Source organism: Pseudarthrobacter sulfonivorans, assembly GCF_001484605.1.
Lineage (GTDB): Bacteria > Actinomycetota > Actinomycetes > Actinomycetales > Micrococcaceae > Arthrobacter > Arthrobacter sulfonivorans_A.
The window spans coordinates 15,723-33,690 of the sequence record NZ_CP013747.1 but is presented as its reverse complement, the minus strand read 5'-3'; the positions used below and the strand labels follow the sequence as shown (position 1 = coordinate 33,690).

At 64.4% G+C, this 17,968-nt stretch carries 15 protein-coding genes; 3 read left to right on the top strand and 12 right to left on the bottom strand.

Annotated elements, in window-relative coordinates; genetic code table 11:
* Positions 1 to 30: 30 nt before the first annotated feature.
* From pntB to AU252_RS00105, 7 genes are all read right to left on the bottom strand, one after another.
* On the bottom strand, positions 31 to 1,506 hold the full coding sequence (pntB, locus tag AU252_RS00135; protein WP_240484268.1) for a Re/Si-specific NAD(P)(+) transhydrogenase subunit beta: 1,476 nt from the start codon (positions 1,504 to 1,506) through the stop codon (positions 31 to 33).
* Positions 1,503 to 3,062, bottom strand: coding sequence for a Re/Si-specific NAD(P)(+) transhydrogenase subunit alpha (locus AU252_RS00130; RefSeq protein ID WP_058928984.1), 1,560 nt, complete (start codon positions 3,060 to 3,062; stop codon positions 1,503 to 1,505). The genes pntB and AU252_RS00130 overlap by 4 nt, the downstream gene beginning before the upstream one ends.
* 102 nt (positions 3,063 to 3,164) lie before the next feature.
* Positions 3,165 to 5,561: a bifunctional salicylyl-CoA 5-hydroxylase/oxidoreductase gene (locus AU252_RS00125; protein WP_058928983.1), complete on the bottom strand. Its 2,397-nt coding sequence runs from the start codon at positions 5,559 to 5,561 to the stop codon at positions 3,165 to 3,167.
* A gap of 13 nt (positions 5,562 to 5,574) precedes the next feature.
* Complete coding sequence (locus tag AU252_RS00120) at positions 5,575 to 7,227, bottom strand: AMP-binding protein (RefSeq protein ID WP_058928982.1); 1,653 nt, start codon at positions 7,225 to 7,227, stop codon at positions 5,575 to 5,577.
* 37 nt (positions 7,228 to 7,264) lie between these two features.
* Complete coding sequence (locus tag AU252_RS00115; protein ID WP_240484267.1) at positions 7,265 to 8,218, bottom strand: acyl-CoA thioesterase; 954 nt, start codon at positions 8,216 to 8,218, stop codon at positions 7,265 to 7,267.
* Positions 8,187 to 8,675, bottom strand: coding sequence for a cupin domain-containing protein (locus AU252_RS00110; RefSeq protein WP_058928980.1), 489 nt, complete (start codon positions 8,673 to 8,675; stop codon positions 8,187 to 8,189). The genes AU252_RS00115 and AU252_RS00110 overlap by 32 nt, the downstream gene beginning before the upstream one ends.
* A 5-nt stretch (positions 8,676 to 8,680) precedes the next feature.
* Positions 8,681 to 9,595 carry a fumarylacetoacetate hydrolase family protein gene (locus tag AU252_RS00105; RefSeq protein ID WP_058928979.1) on the bottom strand — a complete coding sequence of 305 codons (915 nt, stop codon included), beginning with the start codon at positions 9,593 to 9,595 and terminating at the stop codon, positions 8,681 to 8,683.
* Positions 9,596 to 9,729: 134 nt separating this feature from the next.
* Between AU252_RS00105 and AU252_RS00100 the strand changes: the two genes are divergently transcribed.
* Entirely contained in the window at positions 9,730 to 10,131 is a 402-nt protein-coding gene (locus AU252_RS00100; RefSeq protein WP_058928978.1) for a RidA family protein, read from the top strand.
* Positions 10,132 to 10,243: 112 nt separating this feature from the next.
* Here the strand turns inward: AU252_RS00100 and AU252_RS00095 are convergent, their stop codons facing one another.
* The gene (locus AU252_RS00095) at positions 10,244 to 10,693 is read right to left on the bottom strand and encodes an acyl-CoA thioesterase (protein ID WP_240484266.1); all 450 of its coding nucleotides are present in this window, start codon (positions 10,691 to 10,693) and stop codon (positions 10,244 to 10,246) included.
* 190 nt (positions 10,694 to 10,883) lie between these two features.
* Here AU252_RS00095 and AU252_RS23690 point away from each other — a divergent pair, with 190 nt between their 5' ends.
* Positions 10,884 to 11,024 carry a hypothetical protein gene (locus tag AU252_RS23690; RefSeq protein ID WP_157768895.1) on the top strand — a complete coding sequence of 47 codons (141 nt, stop codon included), beginning with the start codon at positions 10,884 to 10,886 and terminating at the stop codon, positions 11,022 to 11,024.
* A 110-nt stretch (positions 11,025 to 11,134) separates the two neighbouring features.
* Positions 11,135 to 11,995, top strand: a complete 861-nt coding sequence (locus AU252_RS00090; RefSeq protein ID WP_058928977.1) for a PaaX family transcriptional regulator — start codon at positions 11,135 to 11,137, stop codon at positions 11,993 to 11,995.
* Between the two features lie 104 nt (positions 11,996 to 12,099).
* Here AU252_RS00090 and AU252_RS00085 read toward each other — a convergent pair whose 3' ends face one another.
* Genes AU252_RS00085 through AU252_RS00070 form a run of 4 tightly spaced genes read right to left on the bottom strand, consistent with a single transcriptional unit; the run spans position 12,100 to position 17,938 of the window.
* On the bottom strand, positions 12,100 to 13,776 hold the full coding sequence (locus AU252_RS00085; protein ID WP_058928976.1) for a thiamine pyrophosphate-binding protein: 1,677 nt from the start codon (positions 13,774 to 13,776) through the stop codon (positions 12,100 to 12,102).
* Positions 13,773 to 14,567, bottom strand: a complete 795-nt coding sequence (locus AU252_RS00080; protein ID WP_058928975.1) for a cyclase family protein — start codon at positions 14,565 to 14,567, stop codon at positions 13,773 to 13,775. Before AU252_RS00080 ends, AU252_RS00085 begins: the two co-directional genes overlap by 4 nt.
* A gap of 28 nt (positions 14,568 to 14,595) precedes the next feature.
* A complete protein-coding gene (locus AU252_RS00075; RefSeq protein WP_058928974.1) occupies positions 14,596 to 16,173 on the bottom strand; it encodes a phytoene desaturase family protein in 1,578 nt (525 codons plus the stop codon).
* 16 nt (positions 16,174 to 16,189) lie between these two features.
* Positions 16,190 to 17,938, bottom strand: coding sequence for a flavin reductase (locus AU252_RS00070; RefSeq protein WP_058928973.1), 1,749 nt, complete (start codon positions 17,936 to 17,938; stop codon positions 16,190 to 16,192).
* Positions 17,939 to 17,968 lie beyond the last annotated feature (30 nt).

Genomic DNA, 17,968 nt, shown 5'->3' with positions numbered 1-17,968 from the left:
GGCTGACCGAAAACAGCAGGTGGCCTTCCGTTAGAAGGCGCGGAGGATGTCTTCGACGCGTTGTTTGGCGTCGCCGAAGAGCATCTGGGAGTTCTCCCGGTAGAACAGGGGGTTTTGGACGCCGGCGTAGCCGGCGGCCATGGAGCGTTTGAACACGATGACGTTTTCGGCTTCCCAGACCCTGAGGACGGGCATGCTGGCGATGGGGCTTCCCGGGTCTTCGGCGGCGGAGGGGTTGACGGTGTCGTTGGCTCCGATGACGAGGACGACTGAGGTGTCGCCGAGGTCGTCGTTGATTTCGTCCATTTCCAGGACGATGTCGTAGGGGACTTTGGCTTCGGCGAGGAGCACGTTCATGTGCCCGGGCAGACGCCCTGCGACCGGGTGGATCCCGAACCTGACGTCTACGCCGCGTTCGCGCAGCTGGTGGGCGAGTTCGGCGACGGGGTACTGCGCCTGGGCGACGGCCATACCGTAGCCGGGTGTAATGACCACGCTGGAGGCGTTGGTCAGCATCTCCGCGGTTGCCTGGGCCGTGATTTCGCGGTGCTCACCGTACTCGGCATCGGCCGCGGCGGGGGCCGCAATGCCGAAGCCGCCGGCAATCACGGAGATGAAGGACCGGTTCATGGCCTTGCACATGATGTAGGACAGGTAGGCACCCGAGGAGCCGACGAGGGCGCCGGTGATGATCAGGAGATCATTGTTGAGCAGGAAGCCCGCGGCGGCGGCGGCCCAGCCGGAGTAGCTGTTGAGCATGGACACGACGACGGGCATGTCGCCGCCGCCGATCGAGGCCACCAGGTGCCAGCCCAGCCCGAGGGCAAGGAGGGTGACCACGATGAGGAGCCAGAGCTGGGAGTCGTTGACGTACCAGACGGTCAGGGCGATGAACGCTGCTAGGGCGCCGAGGTTGATGGCGTTCTTGCCGGGCAGCATCAGCGGTGAGGACTTCATCCGGGCCGAGAGCTTCAGGAACGCCACGATCGAGCCCGTGAAGGTCACCGCGCCGATGAACACCCCGATGAACACCTCGGCATGGTGGATGGCTGTCAGATCCGCGGACAGGTCAGGGGCCTCTAAATGCCCGTTCCAGCCGACCAGCACCGCGGCGAGGCCAACGAAGCTGTGCAGCAAAGCGATCAGTTCGGGCATGCCGGTCATTTCCACGACCCGCGCGCGCCAGAGCCCGATGGCGCCGCCGACCAGGACCGCGGCCAGGAGCAGCACCAGCCCGGTCAGGCCGTGGCCGGTACCCCAGGCATCCTGGAGGGTCAGCCAGATGGTCGCCGCCAGGGCGATGACCATGCCCGTGATTCCATAGATGACCCCGGCGCGGGCCTTCTCGTGCTTGCTCAACCCGGCAAGGCTGAGGATAAACAGCAGGGCCGCGACGATATAGGCCGCCCCCGCAATGGAGTCGGCGGTCAACGGACCGGAGACGGTGTCAGACACGGTAAAACTCCTCGATAGAATTCCTGCTGCTGCTTCGGTGACGGCGCTCATGAACGTGCCTTCTCACCGCGGGAGAACATCGCCAGCATCCGCCGGGTGACGGCGAAGCCACCGAGAATGTTAATACTGGCCAGCAGGACCGCGACGGCGGCGAGGACCTGCATGACGGGGTTGTCGGAGGTGACCTGCAGCAGCGCGCCGACGACGATGATCCCGGAGATCGCGTTGGTGACGGACATCAGCGGGGTGTGCAGGGCGTGGTGGACTTTCCCGATGACATAGAACCCGACCACGATCGAAAGCATCAGCACCGTGAAGTGCTGCGGCAGCGGCGCAGGGGCAACCGCGTTAACCAGGAACAGCACCGCGATGCCCGCGGCAAAGAGACCCACTTTGCCGGCCGGGCTGAGGCCGGCCTTCTTCTTCGGTGCCGTACTCTCGGCGGCCGTCCCGGCGTCGGCCTTCACCACCGGCGCGGCGGAGACCTGGACCGGGGGCGGCGGCCAGGTCTTCTCACCCTCGCGCACCACGGTCACCGACCGCTGGACGACGTCGTCGAAATCGATCCGCAGGACCCCGTCCTTCTCCGGGGTTAGGAGCTTGAGCAGGTTCAGCATGTTCGTCCCGTATAGCTGGGAGGCCTGGGCAGGCAGCCGGCCCGGCAGGTCGGTGTAGCCCAGGATGACCACGCCGTTGTCGGTGACTATGCGTTCCCCGGCGACGGAGCCTTCCACGTTGCCGCCCTGCCCGGCGGCCATGTCAACGATCACGCTGCCCGGCTTCATGCCGGCCACGTCCTCGGCTGTGAGCAGCTTCGGCGCCGGCCGGCCCGGGATCAGGGCCGTGGTGATGATGATGTCCACATCAGCCGCCTGCTCGGTGTAAATCTCCGCAGCACGGGCGTTATACGCCTCGGACGTGGCCTTCGCATACCCGTCGGAGGACTTCATCTCTTCCTCGACCTCAACCTTGAGGTAGGTCCCGCCGATCGACTTCACCTGATCGGCGACCTCCGGCCGCGGATCCGTTGCCCGCACAATGGCGCCCAGGCTGGACGCCGCACCGATCGCCGCCAGACCGGCGACACCGGCCCCCGCGATCAGGACCTTTGCCGGGGGTACTTTGCCAGCAGCGGTCACCTGTCCCGTGAAAAACCGGCCGAACTCGTGCGCCGCCTCAATGACTGCCCGGTACCCGGCGATGTTCGCCATGGAGCTCAGGACGTCCATCGACTGCGCCCGCGAAATCCGCGGCACCGCATCCAACGCCAACGCCGTAATCGGCCGTTCCGCCAGCGCCTCTACAAGATCCGGCCGCAGAGCCGGGCTCAGCATCCCGATCAAAGTTGCGCCGTCGGCGAGGCGGTCGATCTCTTCTTCAGTGGGCGGGTTCACCCTCAGCACCACTTCGGCGCCCCATGCCTCGTCCGCACCGACAACCAGTGCACCCGCCGCGGCATAGGCGTCATCAGGGAAGGACGCTGGCTCCCCGGCGCCCTTCTCCACCACGACCTCGTAGCCTAACTCCATCAGTTCCCTGACGGTGGGCGGCGTCGCTGCCACCCTGGTCTCCTGGCCTAACTCGGCCACGATGCCAATGCGTTTCAAATCTTCTCCTCGTGCAGTCTTTATGGAATTCCCGGTCCCGCCCTCACAGTCCTGTGGGCCTGCCCCTTCTCGGGGCAGACCCACAGGACTTTGACGTGCTACCTACTGCGGAAGCAGGGAGGGTTCCTTGGCCAAGGTGTCGGGTGTCCAGCGGAGGTGCGCCGGTGTTGCCTCGGCGTCCGGCTCCCGCAGGAGGGACAGACGGGGCCGCACGGCATCGGTGCGGGAGCTCGGTGGCTTGCGGCGACCCGCCCTGAACTGGGGAATCCACTGGGCGCCGGGGCCGTGGTATTCCTGTTCGGCGGCCGCATGCAGTGTCCACTGCGGGTCGTACAGGTGCGTACGGCCCAGTGCCACGAGGTCGGCCCGGCCCGCAAGCAGGACGGAATTGACGTCGTCGTACGTGGAGATGGCGCCGACGGCGATCACGGCCACGCCTGCCGGCGCGGCAACTTCCTGGCGGATACGGTCGGCGAACGGCGTCTGGTAGCTGCGGCCGAAGGCCGGCTTTTCTTCCTTGGCAATCTGGCCAGTGGAGATGTCCAGGCCGGCAGCACCGTGGGCGACGAAGGCCCGGGCAATTTCGACCGAATCGTCGGAGGTGTTGCCGCCCTCGATCCAGTCTGTGGCGGAGATGCGTACCGTCACAGGCTTGCTGGCAGGCCACGCCGCGCGGACGGCGTCGAACACTTCCAGCGGGAACCGCAGCCGGTTCTCCAGGCTGCCGCTGTATTCGTCGGTCCGCTTGTTGGAGACCGGCGAAAGGAAGGAAGACAGCAGGTAGCCATGGGCGGCGTGGATTTCGAGGAGGTCGAAACCTGCCTGCCCGGCGCGGAGGGTCGAGGCGACGAACTCAGCCTTGATGGCGTCCATGCCCGCCCGGTCCAGCTCAGCGGGGGTCTGGTTGTCAGGACCGTACGGCAGAGCCGAAGGGCCCACCGTGGACCAGTTGCCGGACTCGAGTGGCTGGTCCATGCCTTCCCACATGAGCTTGGTGGAGCCCTTGCGGCCCGAGTGGCCCAGTTGGGCGCCGATCTTGGCGGTTGAACGGCTGTGAACGAAGTCCACGATCTCCTTCCAGCTATCGCGCTGGCCGTCCGTGTATAGCCCGCTGCAGCCGGGGGTGATGCGGCCGGCTTCAGAAACACAGACCATTTCGGTCATGACCAGGCCGGCACCGCCGAGTGCCTTGGATCCGAGGTGGACCTTGTGGAAGTCGCCGGGGATGCCGTCCACGGCTGAGTACATGTCCATCGGAGAGACCACAATGCGGTTCTTCAGCTCCAGCCCGCCGATGCGGTACGGCTGGAACATGGCCGGTGCAACCTCGGCGAGGCCCTGGGATGCGGCGAAGTCGCGGTCCACGGCGTCGGCGAACCCGGGGTCGCGGAGGCGCAGGTTTTCCTGCGTGATGCGGCGGCTGCGGGTGAGCAGGTTGAAGGCGAACTGCGTGGGATCCTGGTCCTTGTACTGGCCGATGCGCTCGAACCACTCCAGCGAAGCCTGCGCTGCACGCTGCGTGGAAGCGACCACGGGCCGGCGCTCGGCCTCGTAGGCCACCAATGCCGACTCAACATCCGGGTGCTCGTGCAGGCAGGCGGCCAGGGCCAGCGAGTCCTCCATGGCGAGCTTGGTGCCGGAACCGATGGAGAAGTGAGCGGTGTGGGCGGCGTCGCCGAGCAACACCACATTGTTGTGGCGCCAGCTCTCGTTGCGGACAGTGGTGAAGTTGATCCACTTGGAGTTGTTGGACAGCACCTCGTAGCCGTCCAGTTCCTCGGCGAAAATCGAGCGGACCTTGGCGATCGCCTTTTCGTCCGAGACCCCTGGGGGGAAGGCCTCGTTGGCGGTCTCGTCGAAGCCCGCCGCGTGCCAGACGTCCTCGTGCATTTCCACGATGAACGTTGAACCCTCATCCGAGTACGGGTAGCCGTGGATCTGCATGACGCCCCACTCGGTTTCCTTCACGAAGAACTTGAAGGCCTCGAACACCTGGTCCGTCCCGAGCCACATGAACTTGTTGGTGCGGGGGTCCAGGTCGGGCTGGAAGGAGTCGGCGTACTTGGCCCGGATCTGCGAGTTGACGCCATCCGCGGCCAGCACAAGATCGTAGCCGGCCTCGAGTTCCTCGATCGGCGGAGCAACGGTGCTGAACCGCACGTCGACGTTGAGTTCGATGCAGCGGCGCTGCAGCAGTTCCAGCAGTTCCTTGCGGCTCATGGCAGCGAACCCCTGGCCGCCCACGGTCACGGCCTCTCCGCGGAAGTGGATGTCGATGTCCGACCAGCGGGCGAAGCGGCGGCTCATGTATTCGGCAACCACGGGATCGGCGTTGCCGATGCCGCCTAGGGTTTCATCGGAGAACACGACGCCGAAACCAAAGGTGTCCGTGGCGGCGTTGCGTTCCCAGAGTGTGATGTTGTGTGACGGGTCGAGCTGCTTCATCAGTGCTGCGAAGTACAGGCCTCCGGGGCCGCCTCCGACGATTGCGATCTTCATGGATCGGTCCCTTCTAGGCCTGGGGTGCTGCCGCGTGGGCCAGCTGGTCGTTGTTGTTTTCGAGGATTTGCCGCAGCTTGAAGTGCTGCAGCTTCCCGCTGGGGTTGCGCGGCAGTTCAGCAACAAACCGGACATCGCGCGGATACTTGTACGGGGCGATCGTTTGCTTGACGAAGTCCTGGATTTCCTTGCGCTTGGCCTCGTCGCCGTCGACGTCTTCGCGAAGGACGATGAAGGCACAGACTACGGTTCCGCGCTCCGGGTCCGGCCGCCCGACGACGGCACTCTCCAGGACGTCGGGGTGCTGATTGATGGCGGCTTCCACCTCCGGGGCGCCAATGTTGTAGCCGGAGGAAACGATCATGTCATCGGAGCGGGACTGGTAGACGAAGTAGCCGTCCTCGTCCCTGGTGAAGGTGTCGCCGGTGATGTTCCATCCGTGGGCGACGTACCGGGATTGGCGTTCGTCATCGAGGTAGCGGCAGCCGGTGGGTCCCAGGACGGCAAGCCTGCCGGGCTGGTTCGGGCCCAATTCGGAGCCGTCCTCGTCGAGAATGGTCGCCCGGAATCCGGGGACGGCCTTGCCCGTTGCGCCGGGCCGGCTGTCATCGCCGGTTGCCGAGATGAACACGTGGAGCATTTCCGTGGCTCCGATGCCGTTGACCAACCGGACCCCGGTGGCATCGTAGACAGCCTGCCAGGTTTCCTTGGGCAGGTGTTCGCCCGCAGAGACAGCGACCCTCAGCCGGCTGAGCAGGTCACCGCGCCCGGCCTTGAGGATTGCCCTGTAGGCAGTGGGTGCCGTGAAGAGGATCGATGCACCGGCCGCAGCCGCGTTCTCTGCCAGTTCGACGGGCGCTGCGCGCTCAGTAAGGAGCGCGGAGGCCCCAAAACGGAGGGGAAAGATGACCAGGCCGCCGAGCCCGAAGGTGAATGCGACCGGCGGCGAGCCCGCGAAGACGTCCTCGGCTGTGGGCTGGAGGATGTGGCGGCCAAAGGTGTCGGCGATCGCCAGGATGTCCCGGTGGAAATGCATGGTGATCTTGGGGGCGCCGGTGGTGCCGGAGGTGGGCCCCAGTATCGCGACGTCGTCTGCTGCCGTTGCAATGGTGGTGAAGTTTCCGCTCTTTTCGGAGCAGCGGGCGGCGAAATCTCCGGTGCCCGTGCCTCCATAGGCGATGACGGCAACGCCGGCGCCCGCAGCGGCGGCTAGGTCGTCCAGGAAACGGTGGTCGGAGATCGCCACGACAGGCTTGGTCAGCTGGATCAGTGTCTGGATCTCGGCGGCCCGCAGCATCGGCATGGTGGTGACGACGACGGCACCTGCTTTGAGCACGCCCAGCCAGGCTGCGACAATCCACGGGTTGTTGGGTCCCCGGAGCATCACGCGGTTGCCCGGAACCACGCCGAAATCCTCGGTGAGCACTTGGGCCGCCTGATTGGCCCGAAGCTGCAGTTCGCCGTAAGTCCAGACCTCGTCGTCGGGCGTGCGGAGCGCCGGCCGGTCGGCACCGTAGTGGGCAACGGTGTCATCGATCAGCACGGCCGCTGCATTCAGCTGTTCGGGGTACTGGAGTTCCGGGAGGGTGAACTCAAGGGCCGGCCACGTCGTTGCCGGTGGTAGGTGGTCCCGCGTAAATGTGTCCACATGGGCCGATGTACTCATGGCCACTCCTTCTATGATTCGTAATTCTGATGTCGGATTAGGATCCAGGCCGGATCATGCCCTCTTGGGCGACGGTGGCGAGCAGGCGGCCTTCGCGGTCGAAGAAGTGGCCAAGGGCCATGCCTCTGTTGCTTTGACCGGAGACTGCTTTTTGTGCGTACAGCACCCATTCATCTGCGCGGCCGTCGCGGTGGAACCACATGGAATGGTCCAGGCTGGCCGTCGTGAGCCCGGGGGAGGACCAGTGCAGGCCCTGGGCCCTGAGGAGGGGCTCCAGGATGGTGTAGTCGCAAACGTAGGCCAGGGCGACGCGGTGCAGGTTGGCGTCCAGTTGCCGGTCCCCGGTGCACGGCAGTTCGTCGAAGGCTTTCACCCAGATGGCCTGGTGTGCCTCGCGTCCGCCTTCCACCTCAATGTAAACGGGGCCGGGGACGTGGCGCATGTCGAAGCTGCGTCCTGTGGACCAGTACTCGGCGGCAGGGCCATTGACGTCCTGAAGGACTTCTGCGGCACTGCGCAGTGATTCCGGGTCGATTTCAGTGGCGCTGGCTTGTCCGGGCGTAACGGGCTGGTAGTCGGCCCCGTCTTCGGGAACCTGGAAGGAACCCATTGCTACGAAGACGGTTTTGCCGTTCTGGTATCCGCGGACGCTGCGGGTGGAGTAGCCGCGGCCATCACGGAGGTGTTCCACTTCGTACCGGACAGTTGATCCCACATCCACCGGGCGCATGAAGTAGCTGTGCATGGAGTGCAGGGACCGGTCCCCGTCAACTGAACGCATCATTGCGGCAGCTGATTGGGCGACCATGTCTCCGCCATAGGCCTTGGGCCAGGGAACGTACTGCGTGACAGCCTCATACGCTTCGTCGTGGACCAGGGCCGGGACCTGTGTCAATTCGATGGCGCGCAGAAACGTTGCGGAGGTAATCGTGGGGGCGGAGGCGGGGATGTTCATGGCGTTATGCGCGCCGGTAGTCGGCGAGGGTGTCATCCGGAACGTCCTCGAGGTTGACCACGATGTTTTCCGGCGTGCGGGTGGTGAGCCAGACGAGTTCTTCGGTGACGGACATGTTTGCTTCAACGTGTGGCATGAACGGGGGGACGAAGACCCAGTCTCCGGCTTTCATGTCCTTGTATTCGGAGTAGTTTTCGCCGTAGTAGATGCGGCCGTGGCCGCGCAGGACGTAGCCGCCGGTTTCGGCTTCGCCGTGGTGGTGGGGGAGCGAGCGGTAGCCCGGGGTGTTGGATACCTGTCCGAACCAGATCTTGGTGGCTGGGGTGTGCTGGATGGAAACGCCGGATACGCGGATGCAGTCGCCGGACTGTGCCGTGTTGGTGTCTTCCTGCCCGGCCCGGGTGACAACGGGAACAACTTTGCCGTCGGCGCCGGCGTAGATGGAGTTGTCTCCCTCGGTGCGGTACTGGGTGGTCTCAGTCAGCTCGGTCATGGTCTTTACTCCTTGGTGGTTGTGGTGGCGACGACGGGGCGCGGGGCGGCTGCGTCGTCGTTGGTGTGGATGCGGATTGTGTTTTCCAGCCGTCCGATGCCTGCTATCTCGGTGGTCAGGACGTCTCCGTCCTGCAGGAACCGGGGAGGGGTCATGCCCATCCCGACTCCCCCTGGCGTGCCCGTGAGGACGAGGTCCCCGGGGCGAAGTTTGGTGAACTGCGAAATGTAGGACAGGAGCCGGGCCGGGCCGAAGACCAGCGTTCCCGTGTTCCCTGACTGCACCAGCTCGCCGTTGACGTATCCGCGGACCTCGAAGTCCCCGCTCACGTCGTCAGCTGTGACCAGGACGGGTCCCACCGGGGTTGTCGCGTCGAAGGCCTTTCCCTGGAACCACTGCAGGGTGCGGTTCTGCCAGTCGCGCATGGAAAGGTCATTGGCCACGGTGTAACCGGCGATGGCCTGTCGCGCCTGGTCTTCATCCGCCCGGAAAAGGGGACTGCCCACGACGACGGCGAGTTCAGCTTCCCAGTCGACTTTCACGCTGCCCCGGACTTCGATGGTGTCGTGGGCACCGGTAAGCGTGTCCGCGTGCTTGGCAAAGAGGGTGGGGTAGTCGGGCAGGTTCCTGCCCATCTCCTGGATGTGGTCGCCATAGTTCAACCCGCAGCAGATGACTTTCCCGGCGTTGGGCACCAGAGGGGCAAATTCGGCGTTGCGGGCCTCGATCGTCGCGGCATCCGCCAGTGAACCGGCGGGGCCGGTCGCCGCCGCGGCAGCTGCTTCGACAACGGCCCGCCACGCGGGATCGGCCAGGAGTGCACCCACACTTGGGTAGGGCAGCGGCAGGAAGGCATCGGCGCCGAAGCCGAGGGCCGCCGTCGTAGCGTCTCCGCCGGTGCGGAGTGTGGCCAGTTTCATCCGTGTGATTCCCTTCGTTTTTGATATGTCGACTTTTTTACGGTCGTCACATATGCTCAAGGTAGCACGACGCCAAGGACCCTAACAAGGGGCCTTTTCAAACAGAATCAAGAGCCGACTTCGCGAGGAGCATCATGAGCAAGAAGACAGTCAACCCCGAGTCCCTGCCCGAGCCATCCGGTTATGCCCATGGGATCCTTGCCGGGAATGCGGTGTACCTGGGCGGCCAGACCGCACTGAACGGCGATATGGAGATTGTTCCCGGGGGCATTGTGGAGCAGTTCAGGCAGGCGTTTTCGAACGTTTTGACCACTCTGCGGGCGGCGGGCGGGCAGCCGGAGGACCTGGTGAGCGTCACCATCTACCTGACCGATGTGGATGACTACATGGCGAACGGCAGGGAGATCGGGCGGATTTGGCGTGAAATGGCGGGTTCGGAATATCCGGCCATGGCCGGAATCGGCGTCACCCGACTCTGGCAGAAGGAAGCCATGATCGAGATCCAGGGGATCGCCGTGGTCCAGGACCGCCAGTAGCGTCCACAGAGTACAGGCTCCCGACGGCGGGAGGTTTGGTTTGGGGGAAGGGAACCCCCGGTGACCGTGTCTGCCCGATGGGGGCGGAGGCGTCGCCGGGGGTTTCTTCGCGTTACGGGCCGGCCGTCCCCGCGGATTGCGGGGGTGTCACTGCGTCCACGACGGCGGCAGGCCACGGCTGCGCTTTGGCTGAGCCCGGCGGTACGTGGGCCACGGTGACAGTTCCGAAAGCGGCCAGGCCGCCGGCCAGGCCATCGTGCGGATGGCCCTGAATCTCGAAGGCGTACGTCATCGACGTCCTGCCGAGCTTGGAAATACCTACGGACGCCGTGATCCGCTGTCCGAACCACAGTTTGGCCTTGAAGTGGATCTCCTGGTGAATGCGGGGAACGCTCGGGAAGTAGTCGGGCAGCTGGAGCGTGCGCAGGAAGAGCTCTGCCTCGGCGGACTCAACCCAGCGCATCACTGCCGAGTTGTGCTGGTGGCCGGAGGCATCCGTATCCACCCATTCAACAGTGCGTTCCACGCTGGCGCGGGGATTCATTTGGGACAGGCGGTCCACGGTGGGCTCCTCTCAATGATCCGGATGCCCAGAATATATCAGAATCCTGACGCTCGTAACCATCACCAGATAAATGGTTATGCTGATCTATTTACGAACGTCACAGTAGCGATATAAAATTGACTCACGATGCATGGTTTGGCGGACACAAGTGGTGATCCGCTCCACATGCCCTCACTAGGAGACAAAGATGTCTGGTAAACGCTCTGAGGAGACCAAGGAAAACTCACCGGAACTGTCCATGGGCGCCCTGCTCGATGAAGAGTTCCGTTCCGTGTTCGGAGGAACGACACCGGTGGCGACGCCCTGGGCCGGCCTGAACTTCATCTAGCACGCTTTCATCGCGCCGCGGCATGGCGCGTACTGTCGTGAGTCCGCGGGCAGTCGGGGATGTAGCCTATGACTGTAAATCGATCTCCGAACCAATAGAGGTAGCGCTGAATGGCAAAGGCCGATGCCGTCCCCGACGTTTCTCCCACGCCGCGCCATCAACACTTGATCGTCACCGTGTATGGCTTGTATGCCCGTAGCCAGGACGGCACGTTTGCGGTTGCGGACCTCATCCAGCTCCTGGGGGACCTGGGGGTTGAATCAGCGGGCGTGCGGTCTTCGGTGTCGAGGCTCAAGAAGCGCGGAGTCCTTGTCAGCCTGAAACGTGGAGGCTCGGCGGCGTACAAGCTCTCACCGGAACTCGAGGATGTGTTCAGCGCCGGTGACGAGCGGATTTTCGCTCCCCGCCGTGCCCAAAAAGACGACGGCTGGCTCCTGGCGTCCTTCTCCGTCCCCGAGGCGCAACGGCACCTCAGGCACCGGCTCCGAACCATCCTGACCCGCGTGGGCTGCGGACAGGTCTCCCCGGGACTGTGGATTGCTCCCGGAAATCTTGCGGACGAAGTGGAGCATCAGCTTCGGCGGGCCCAGCTCATGGAGTACGTCGACCTCTTCAAAGCAACGCATCTTAGCGGCGGCCACATCGACGAAAAGGTGGGTCAATGGTGGGACCTGCCCTCTTTGGAGGCTCTTTATACGGAATTCCTGGCACGCCATCAACCCGTACTCCAGCGGTGGGAGAAGCATGAAGGAGAGTCCGAGTCGCCCGAACTGCTGAAGCAGGCCTTCGCTGATTATGTTCCCATGGTCACCCAGTGGCGGCGGCTGCCCTATATGGACCCCGGGCTCCCCGAAGAATACCTGCCGGACAACTGGCACGGACTGGCCGCCCAGGAGCTCTTCACCAAGCTGCACGCGCTGCTGGGCCCGAAGGCCCAGCATTACGCGATGTCCGTCGTCGCATCAAATTAAGCAAAGCTGTGAACGTCGCATCAAATTAAGCAACGCTGCGAAGGGGCTGGGCAAGTCACGCCCCAGCCCCTTCGCAGGTGTCCCGGTCTCCCTATCCGGTGGGATCAGTGTCCCTGGAAAGCCTCCGCCAGCCACCAGGAGCCACCGTCCGAGGCGATCTTCGCATCGATCACCAAGGGGCGGTCCTGCCCGCCGTCGCGGAAGACCGCGACCCATTCCCGCACTGGCTCCAGGTCATCAAGCGTCCGGACAGTGACGCCGGCGGCCCCGTATCCCCTGGCGATCGCCGCGATATCCGTGTCCGGGAACGACACGCTGGCCAGCTCCTGCTGACTGTGAGACTCAGCGAAGTGGTGGACCTCGGCGCCGTATGCTGCGTCGTTATAGACGATGCAGACCAGCGGCAGTTTGAGCCGGACGGCCGTCTCCAGTTCACTGATGCCCATCAGGAACCCACCATCGCCGGCGCCCAGTACCGGTAGCCGGTCAGGCCGCGCAACGGCAGCTCCAATCGCCGTGTAGAGCCCAAGGCCTATGGCCTGGAAGGCCTGCGTGAAGCAGAAGCCGAACTCGTCCGGTACCGCCAGATACTGGCTGGGGTAACCCATGAAGTTGCCCGAGTCCACTGCCACGATCCGCTCTGCCGGAAGGATCGAGTCCAGTTCCCGGCTGATCACCCGCGGGTCGATCGATGTCGCAGTGCCGAGGTCGGGTGTTTCCACGTCCCTCCACCGTGCGCCCTGTTTGATGGCCAGGGCATTCTGCTCGGTGCGGTATTTTTCCGCCGAGGCAGGTTGGATCCTGCGCAGGGCTTCCAGCACATCGTCAGCCGTGAGGGAGGAATCACCCAGCACGCCCAGGGCGATCTGCCTGTTGGCGCCCAACGAGGAATCCTCGACATCAATCTGGACCACTTTTGTTCCGGGCGAGATCAGCCGGCCGTGACGCATGGTCCACATGTTCAGTGTGCATCCCCATCCGACGATGAGGTCTGCTGAGGTGATGAGCTCCGCAGTCAATGGAGAGGAAAAGCCGCCGGAGATGCCCACATTGTGCGAATCGCCGTTGAACAGGCCGTTTGCCACGGCCGAGGTAGCTACGAGCGCCCCGGCGTGCCGTGCCAGGGCCAGGATGGAATCCCGGGCGCCCCTGCCTCCACGTCCAGCCACAAACACCGGTCGCTTCGCGTGGGAGATCAGTTCCACCAGCTGATTCACGGCGCCGGCATTCGGACGGATTGGGGCCGGAACAGGTACGACGACGGTACTCACCGTGTCTGCGGCGGTTCCGCTTTGGACGTCCAGCGGCAGGCTGAGGACCACGGTCCGGCGCTCGTTCACCGCAGTACGGAAGGCCCGGACCGTATCCGCGATGGCCGTTTCAGGGGAGTGGATCCGCTCGGCCACCGCGCCGACGCTGCGCGCCAGGGCGTCCTGGTCAATCTTGAAGTTGGACCGGATGGCTGCTGCCTGGGTGTCGGCAGTCAGCACGATCATGGGCGTGCGGCTCTTGGCAGCTTCTCCGACGCCGGTGATGGCGTTGGTCAGTCCGCAGCCCTGGTGCGTGGTCACCACGCCCACCTTGCCGGACATTCTGGAGTAGGCGTCGGCCATGGTGGCTGCGCCGCCCTCATGGCGGGCCGCGGTGTACGAAATTCCGGCCTTCATCAGGGTGCTGGTGACGTCGAAGTTCCCGCTGCCCACCACACCGAAAACGTGACCGACGCCAAGCTTCGCCAGTGTCTGGCCCACCAGGGTGGAGACCCGTACTTCCTCGCTCATGCGCCCTCCTCCGATGCTGCGTTCTCAACCAAGGCGTACACGCGGCTGGGGCTACCGGTTCCGCCCACGATTGGCAGGGGTGCAACCACCAGCGTCGCGCCGGTGACGGGGAGGCGATCAACGTTCCGGAGCGACGTGAGCCCGTATTTGTCTGCGCCGAGAAGGAATGAATGCACGGGGAACATGGGGTCGAGCGTGGCGGCTTGCCCGGCGTCGATGCCGACGGTTTCCACCCCGAAGCCGCTGATGGAGGCGTTCCCGGCAAGCCATTTGGCACCTGCCGCGGAGACACCGGGAGTGTGGGGACCGGCGTCGTCAGCGTTCATGAAGTCCGCAGCGTTACCGCCGCGGGCGGACCAGCCGGTCCGGAAGATCACCCAGCAGTTCGCCGGGAACGGGCCATGGTCCTGCTGCCACTGCTCGAAATGTTCCGGCTCCAGCAGGAAGTCCGGGTTCCGGGCGGCCTCGGCGGTCTTGTCGATCACTACCGCCGGCCCGACCAGGCGATGCGGCTCGATCTGGTCCACGGATTTTCCGTCCCGTCCCGTGATCCAGTGGACGGGGGCGTCAAGGTGGGTGCCGGCGTGCTCTCCCACAGTGACGTCGTTCCAGGCCCAGGCGGGCCCGGCGTCGTCGAAGTTGCTCACCGGGGTAAGCGTGAGTCCAACCGTGTTGGCGAGTGGTTGCGGAAGGTTCAGGATCGGTGTGTCACGGCTGAGCGGCGTGGTGAGGTCGACGACTTCGATGACGCCGGCTGACAGGGCTGCGGTGAGCCCGTTTAGAACAGACATTGTTCTCCTGTCGGGTAGATGCGTGGATTCATTTCAGTTTTTGGGCCACCAAATGGCCCGAGCCGCCGGACAGTCCGGGGCCGGGGTGGGTGGACGCGCCGATGTGCCACAGGCCCTTGACCGGGGTTCTGTGGTTGGCGGCCTCGGGGAAGGGGCGCCAGAGGAGGTTCTGGAAGAGTTCTGCAGATCCACCATAGGGATCGCCCTTCACGGCATTAGGATTCTCCGCGGCAAGATCGGTCGGCGCCAGGATGTCCCAGGCCAAAACGGAATCCCGCGTTCCCGGTGCAAACTGTTCGAGCCTGGCCAGGACACGCTCCATGTACTGTTCTTTGAGCTCCCGGGTCCAGCCACCGTCCACCTTGAGCACACCTGCTGCGTCGCCCGCCGGTGCGAACGGCACTTCCTGCAACTGCAGCCACAGTGTGGCTTTGCCCGCGGGTGCCCTGGACGGATCGAGGACGCACTGCTGACCGACGACGACGGTGGGTTCCGTTGGCAGCAGGCCCGCCTCAGCTTGGGCGCAGGCAATTCCTGTGCTGTCGGAACCGTTGCTCAGGTGAATCAGGGGCACCGAATCCAGGCGGGGATCCAGCCATTGGACCGGCCTGCCCAGGGCCAGATGGATCTGCATCGCCCCGCGGCCGTTCTGATAGCGCGCCGCCGCGTCGGCCGTCCCGGCCGGTGGCAGGCGCAACAGCCTGGAGTACAGGGCCTGGGGAGACACGTTGGCCAGGACAGTCCGGGCGCTGACGAGGCCGCGGGAGGTTTTAACACCCGTTGCCCCCTTGGAGTCGACGAGTATTTCCTCAGCGTCCGTGCCCAGCATGATCCGCACGCCGTTATCCAGCAGGAGGGCCTCAAAAGCCGAAACGAAGTTCGATGCCCCGCCTTTCACCACCGGGAGGCCATAGCTATGCATGCTCAAGGCCATGACCGGAAGCATAACGCCGCCCGTTGCCTGGTCTGGACCGAGGCCGGCATGAAGGAGCCACGGGGACCACAGCTGATCGGCTTCCCATCCGTCGAACCGGCTGCGGAGGTAGTTGCGGCCGCTCATCACGGAATCCCGTACGAAGGCCTCGGTCCCCTTGACTTTCCCACGCCTCAGGGCGCCGGCGGCAATCTTCACGACTTCCCTGAAAGATCGCAGTTCGGCGCCGAACGCACCGAAAATCGTGCCGGCATTGCGGCCGAGGTCCTCCAGCATCGCCAGGTACGCGCCTTCATCCCCGCGTGCCTGCAAAGCCGAAGCCGTGTGCACCGGATCGCGATGGGCAACGACGACCCGGGGGCTGCCTGTCCTCGGGTCGGCAGCCACGCTGGCTGTCACGGCGCCGTCGGCGTTGCAATATTCCAAACCCCTGGCATGCAGCTCGCTTCCCAACGCCTGGTAAGCGCCTCCCGAAACGAACAAGGGGTGCCAGGAGGAGAAGGAATCGTGGATGAAGCCGGGCAAGGTCCGTTCTCCTGAATGGATGAAGCCGCCGAGCCTGTCGGCCCGTTCAATGAGGCAGACGCGCTTCCCGGCCATCGCCAGCTCCGCAGCAGCCACCAGGGAGTTGATCCCTGAACCAATAATCGCAATGTCGGTCGAATCGTCCATGGGGCGCTCCGTCCTCTCAGAAGTCCGGATGGCTGGCCGTTGCGTGGTACTTGCCGGCATGGAACACCAGGGGAGCCCCGCCGGTGTTCTCGTATTTCTCGATCTCGCCGACGTAGATGACATGGTCACCGGCGTCGTGGCGGGATACCGTCCGGCACTGGAAGGTGGCCACTGCGCCGTCCAGCAGCGGAATCCCGGCAATTCCCTCCGATGTTTCCGCCCCGGCAAACTTGTCGGTTGACGGGGTGGCGAACTGCCGTGACAGCACGTGCTGGTCGCTGGCGAGGACGTTGATGGCGAAATGCGTGGATTCCTCGAAGTCAGGAAGGCTTGGCGCCCGTTTGCTGGGGCACCACAAAACCAGCGGGGGTTCCATCGAAACGGACGTGAAGGAATTGGCGGTCATGCCCACCTTTCGTCCGTCGACACCCAACGTGGTGACCACAGTGACGCCGGTCGCGAATTGTCCCAGGGCGGCCCTGAAGTCCTTCAGGTCAAAGGCCGCTGATTCTTCGTCTTTCTGGGCCTGCACAAACTCGGCAGCAGCAGCAGGATCGAACCACCAGGGGTAGAACGTGCGCGGATCATCGAAGCCGCCCGCGATGCTGGCGGCCAGCGCCGGGTGCTGCGCTGCTTCGGCCAGCACTGAGCGCTGGTGCTCCCTCCGGGGTTTGAGCATGTCGTTGGTCCATGCCACAGCCCACTGTCCCCAACCGCGCCAGAACTCGTCGAAGGTACGTTCCATCCACTGCTTGTCGAAAGGCTGCTGCCCCCGGCGGACGATGGAGTCAAGATAGTAGCGGGAAGCCAACGTCGCATTGTTGGAGCCCTGCCCGGTCAGCGGATCATTGAGCAGCACCGCGTCTCCGAGTCCGAACACGAGATTGCCGTTGCCCAGCTCGCCCACGGCGGACCGGACAGTGGGGGTGATCCGGCCAAGGAGGGTGGCTCCGTCATCGGTGAGTCTTGCGTGGGCGAAGTTTTTCGCCTCATGCGGAAAATGCTCTTCCAGAATTTCCAGCGAGCGGCTCAGCTGCTCGTCCGGGCTTGCTACGTCGGCCCATCTGTCCATCGGGCCGCCAACGGCGCCTTCAAAGACCATCATCTGGCATGGCCCGGATACGGTCAGCCCGGGAAAGGTAAAGAACTCCCCGACGCCGGACACGGCGGACATGCGAATGCTGTCAATGGGCTGCCCGGCCTGCTCTCCGCCCGGCGCATCCAGCGAGACGTAGTTCAGTGCGAGGACTCGTTGGGGCCGGTCGAAAGGCGACTTGGACCTGTCTTTGGGGAAGATTTGGCCGATCTCTCCCTTGCCGGTGCTGACAATGACGAGTTCGTAGTCGCGCGAGAGTTCCTCCAGCATGCGCGGGGTGACTTTCTCAATCCGGAAATCACCGCCTCCGGCTACGAAGGCTTCTATCCAGGCGGCACTTTTGATCCGCTGGTCAACTGAACGTGCGGTGCCCTCCAGGGGCGCTTCCCACTCGATGGCGTCGGCCGCGCGTTCACCCTCAACACGCAGCCGTATGGAGTTAATCCCCGGAACAGCTGCATCGTCATAGAGGTGGGTCAGAGCTGAACTCAGCTCGGCTTCCGCGGCGAGCGCGGTAGCAAACATGCATTGGCTGGACATGACCTTGCCGGTACGGATCTGGGCCGCCGACCGGTCGGAGAACAGGGTAATGGCGTACCCCTCCCGTTGCAGGCCCAAGGCCAGTTGGGCGCCGGATTCACCGGCTCCGATTATTGCAATCTTTCGCATCTTACGGCTTTCTTCGAAGGAGTTCTCTGC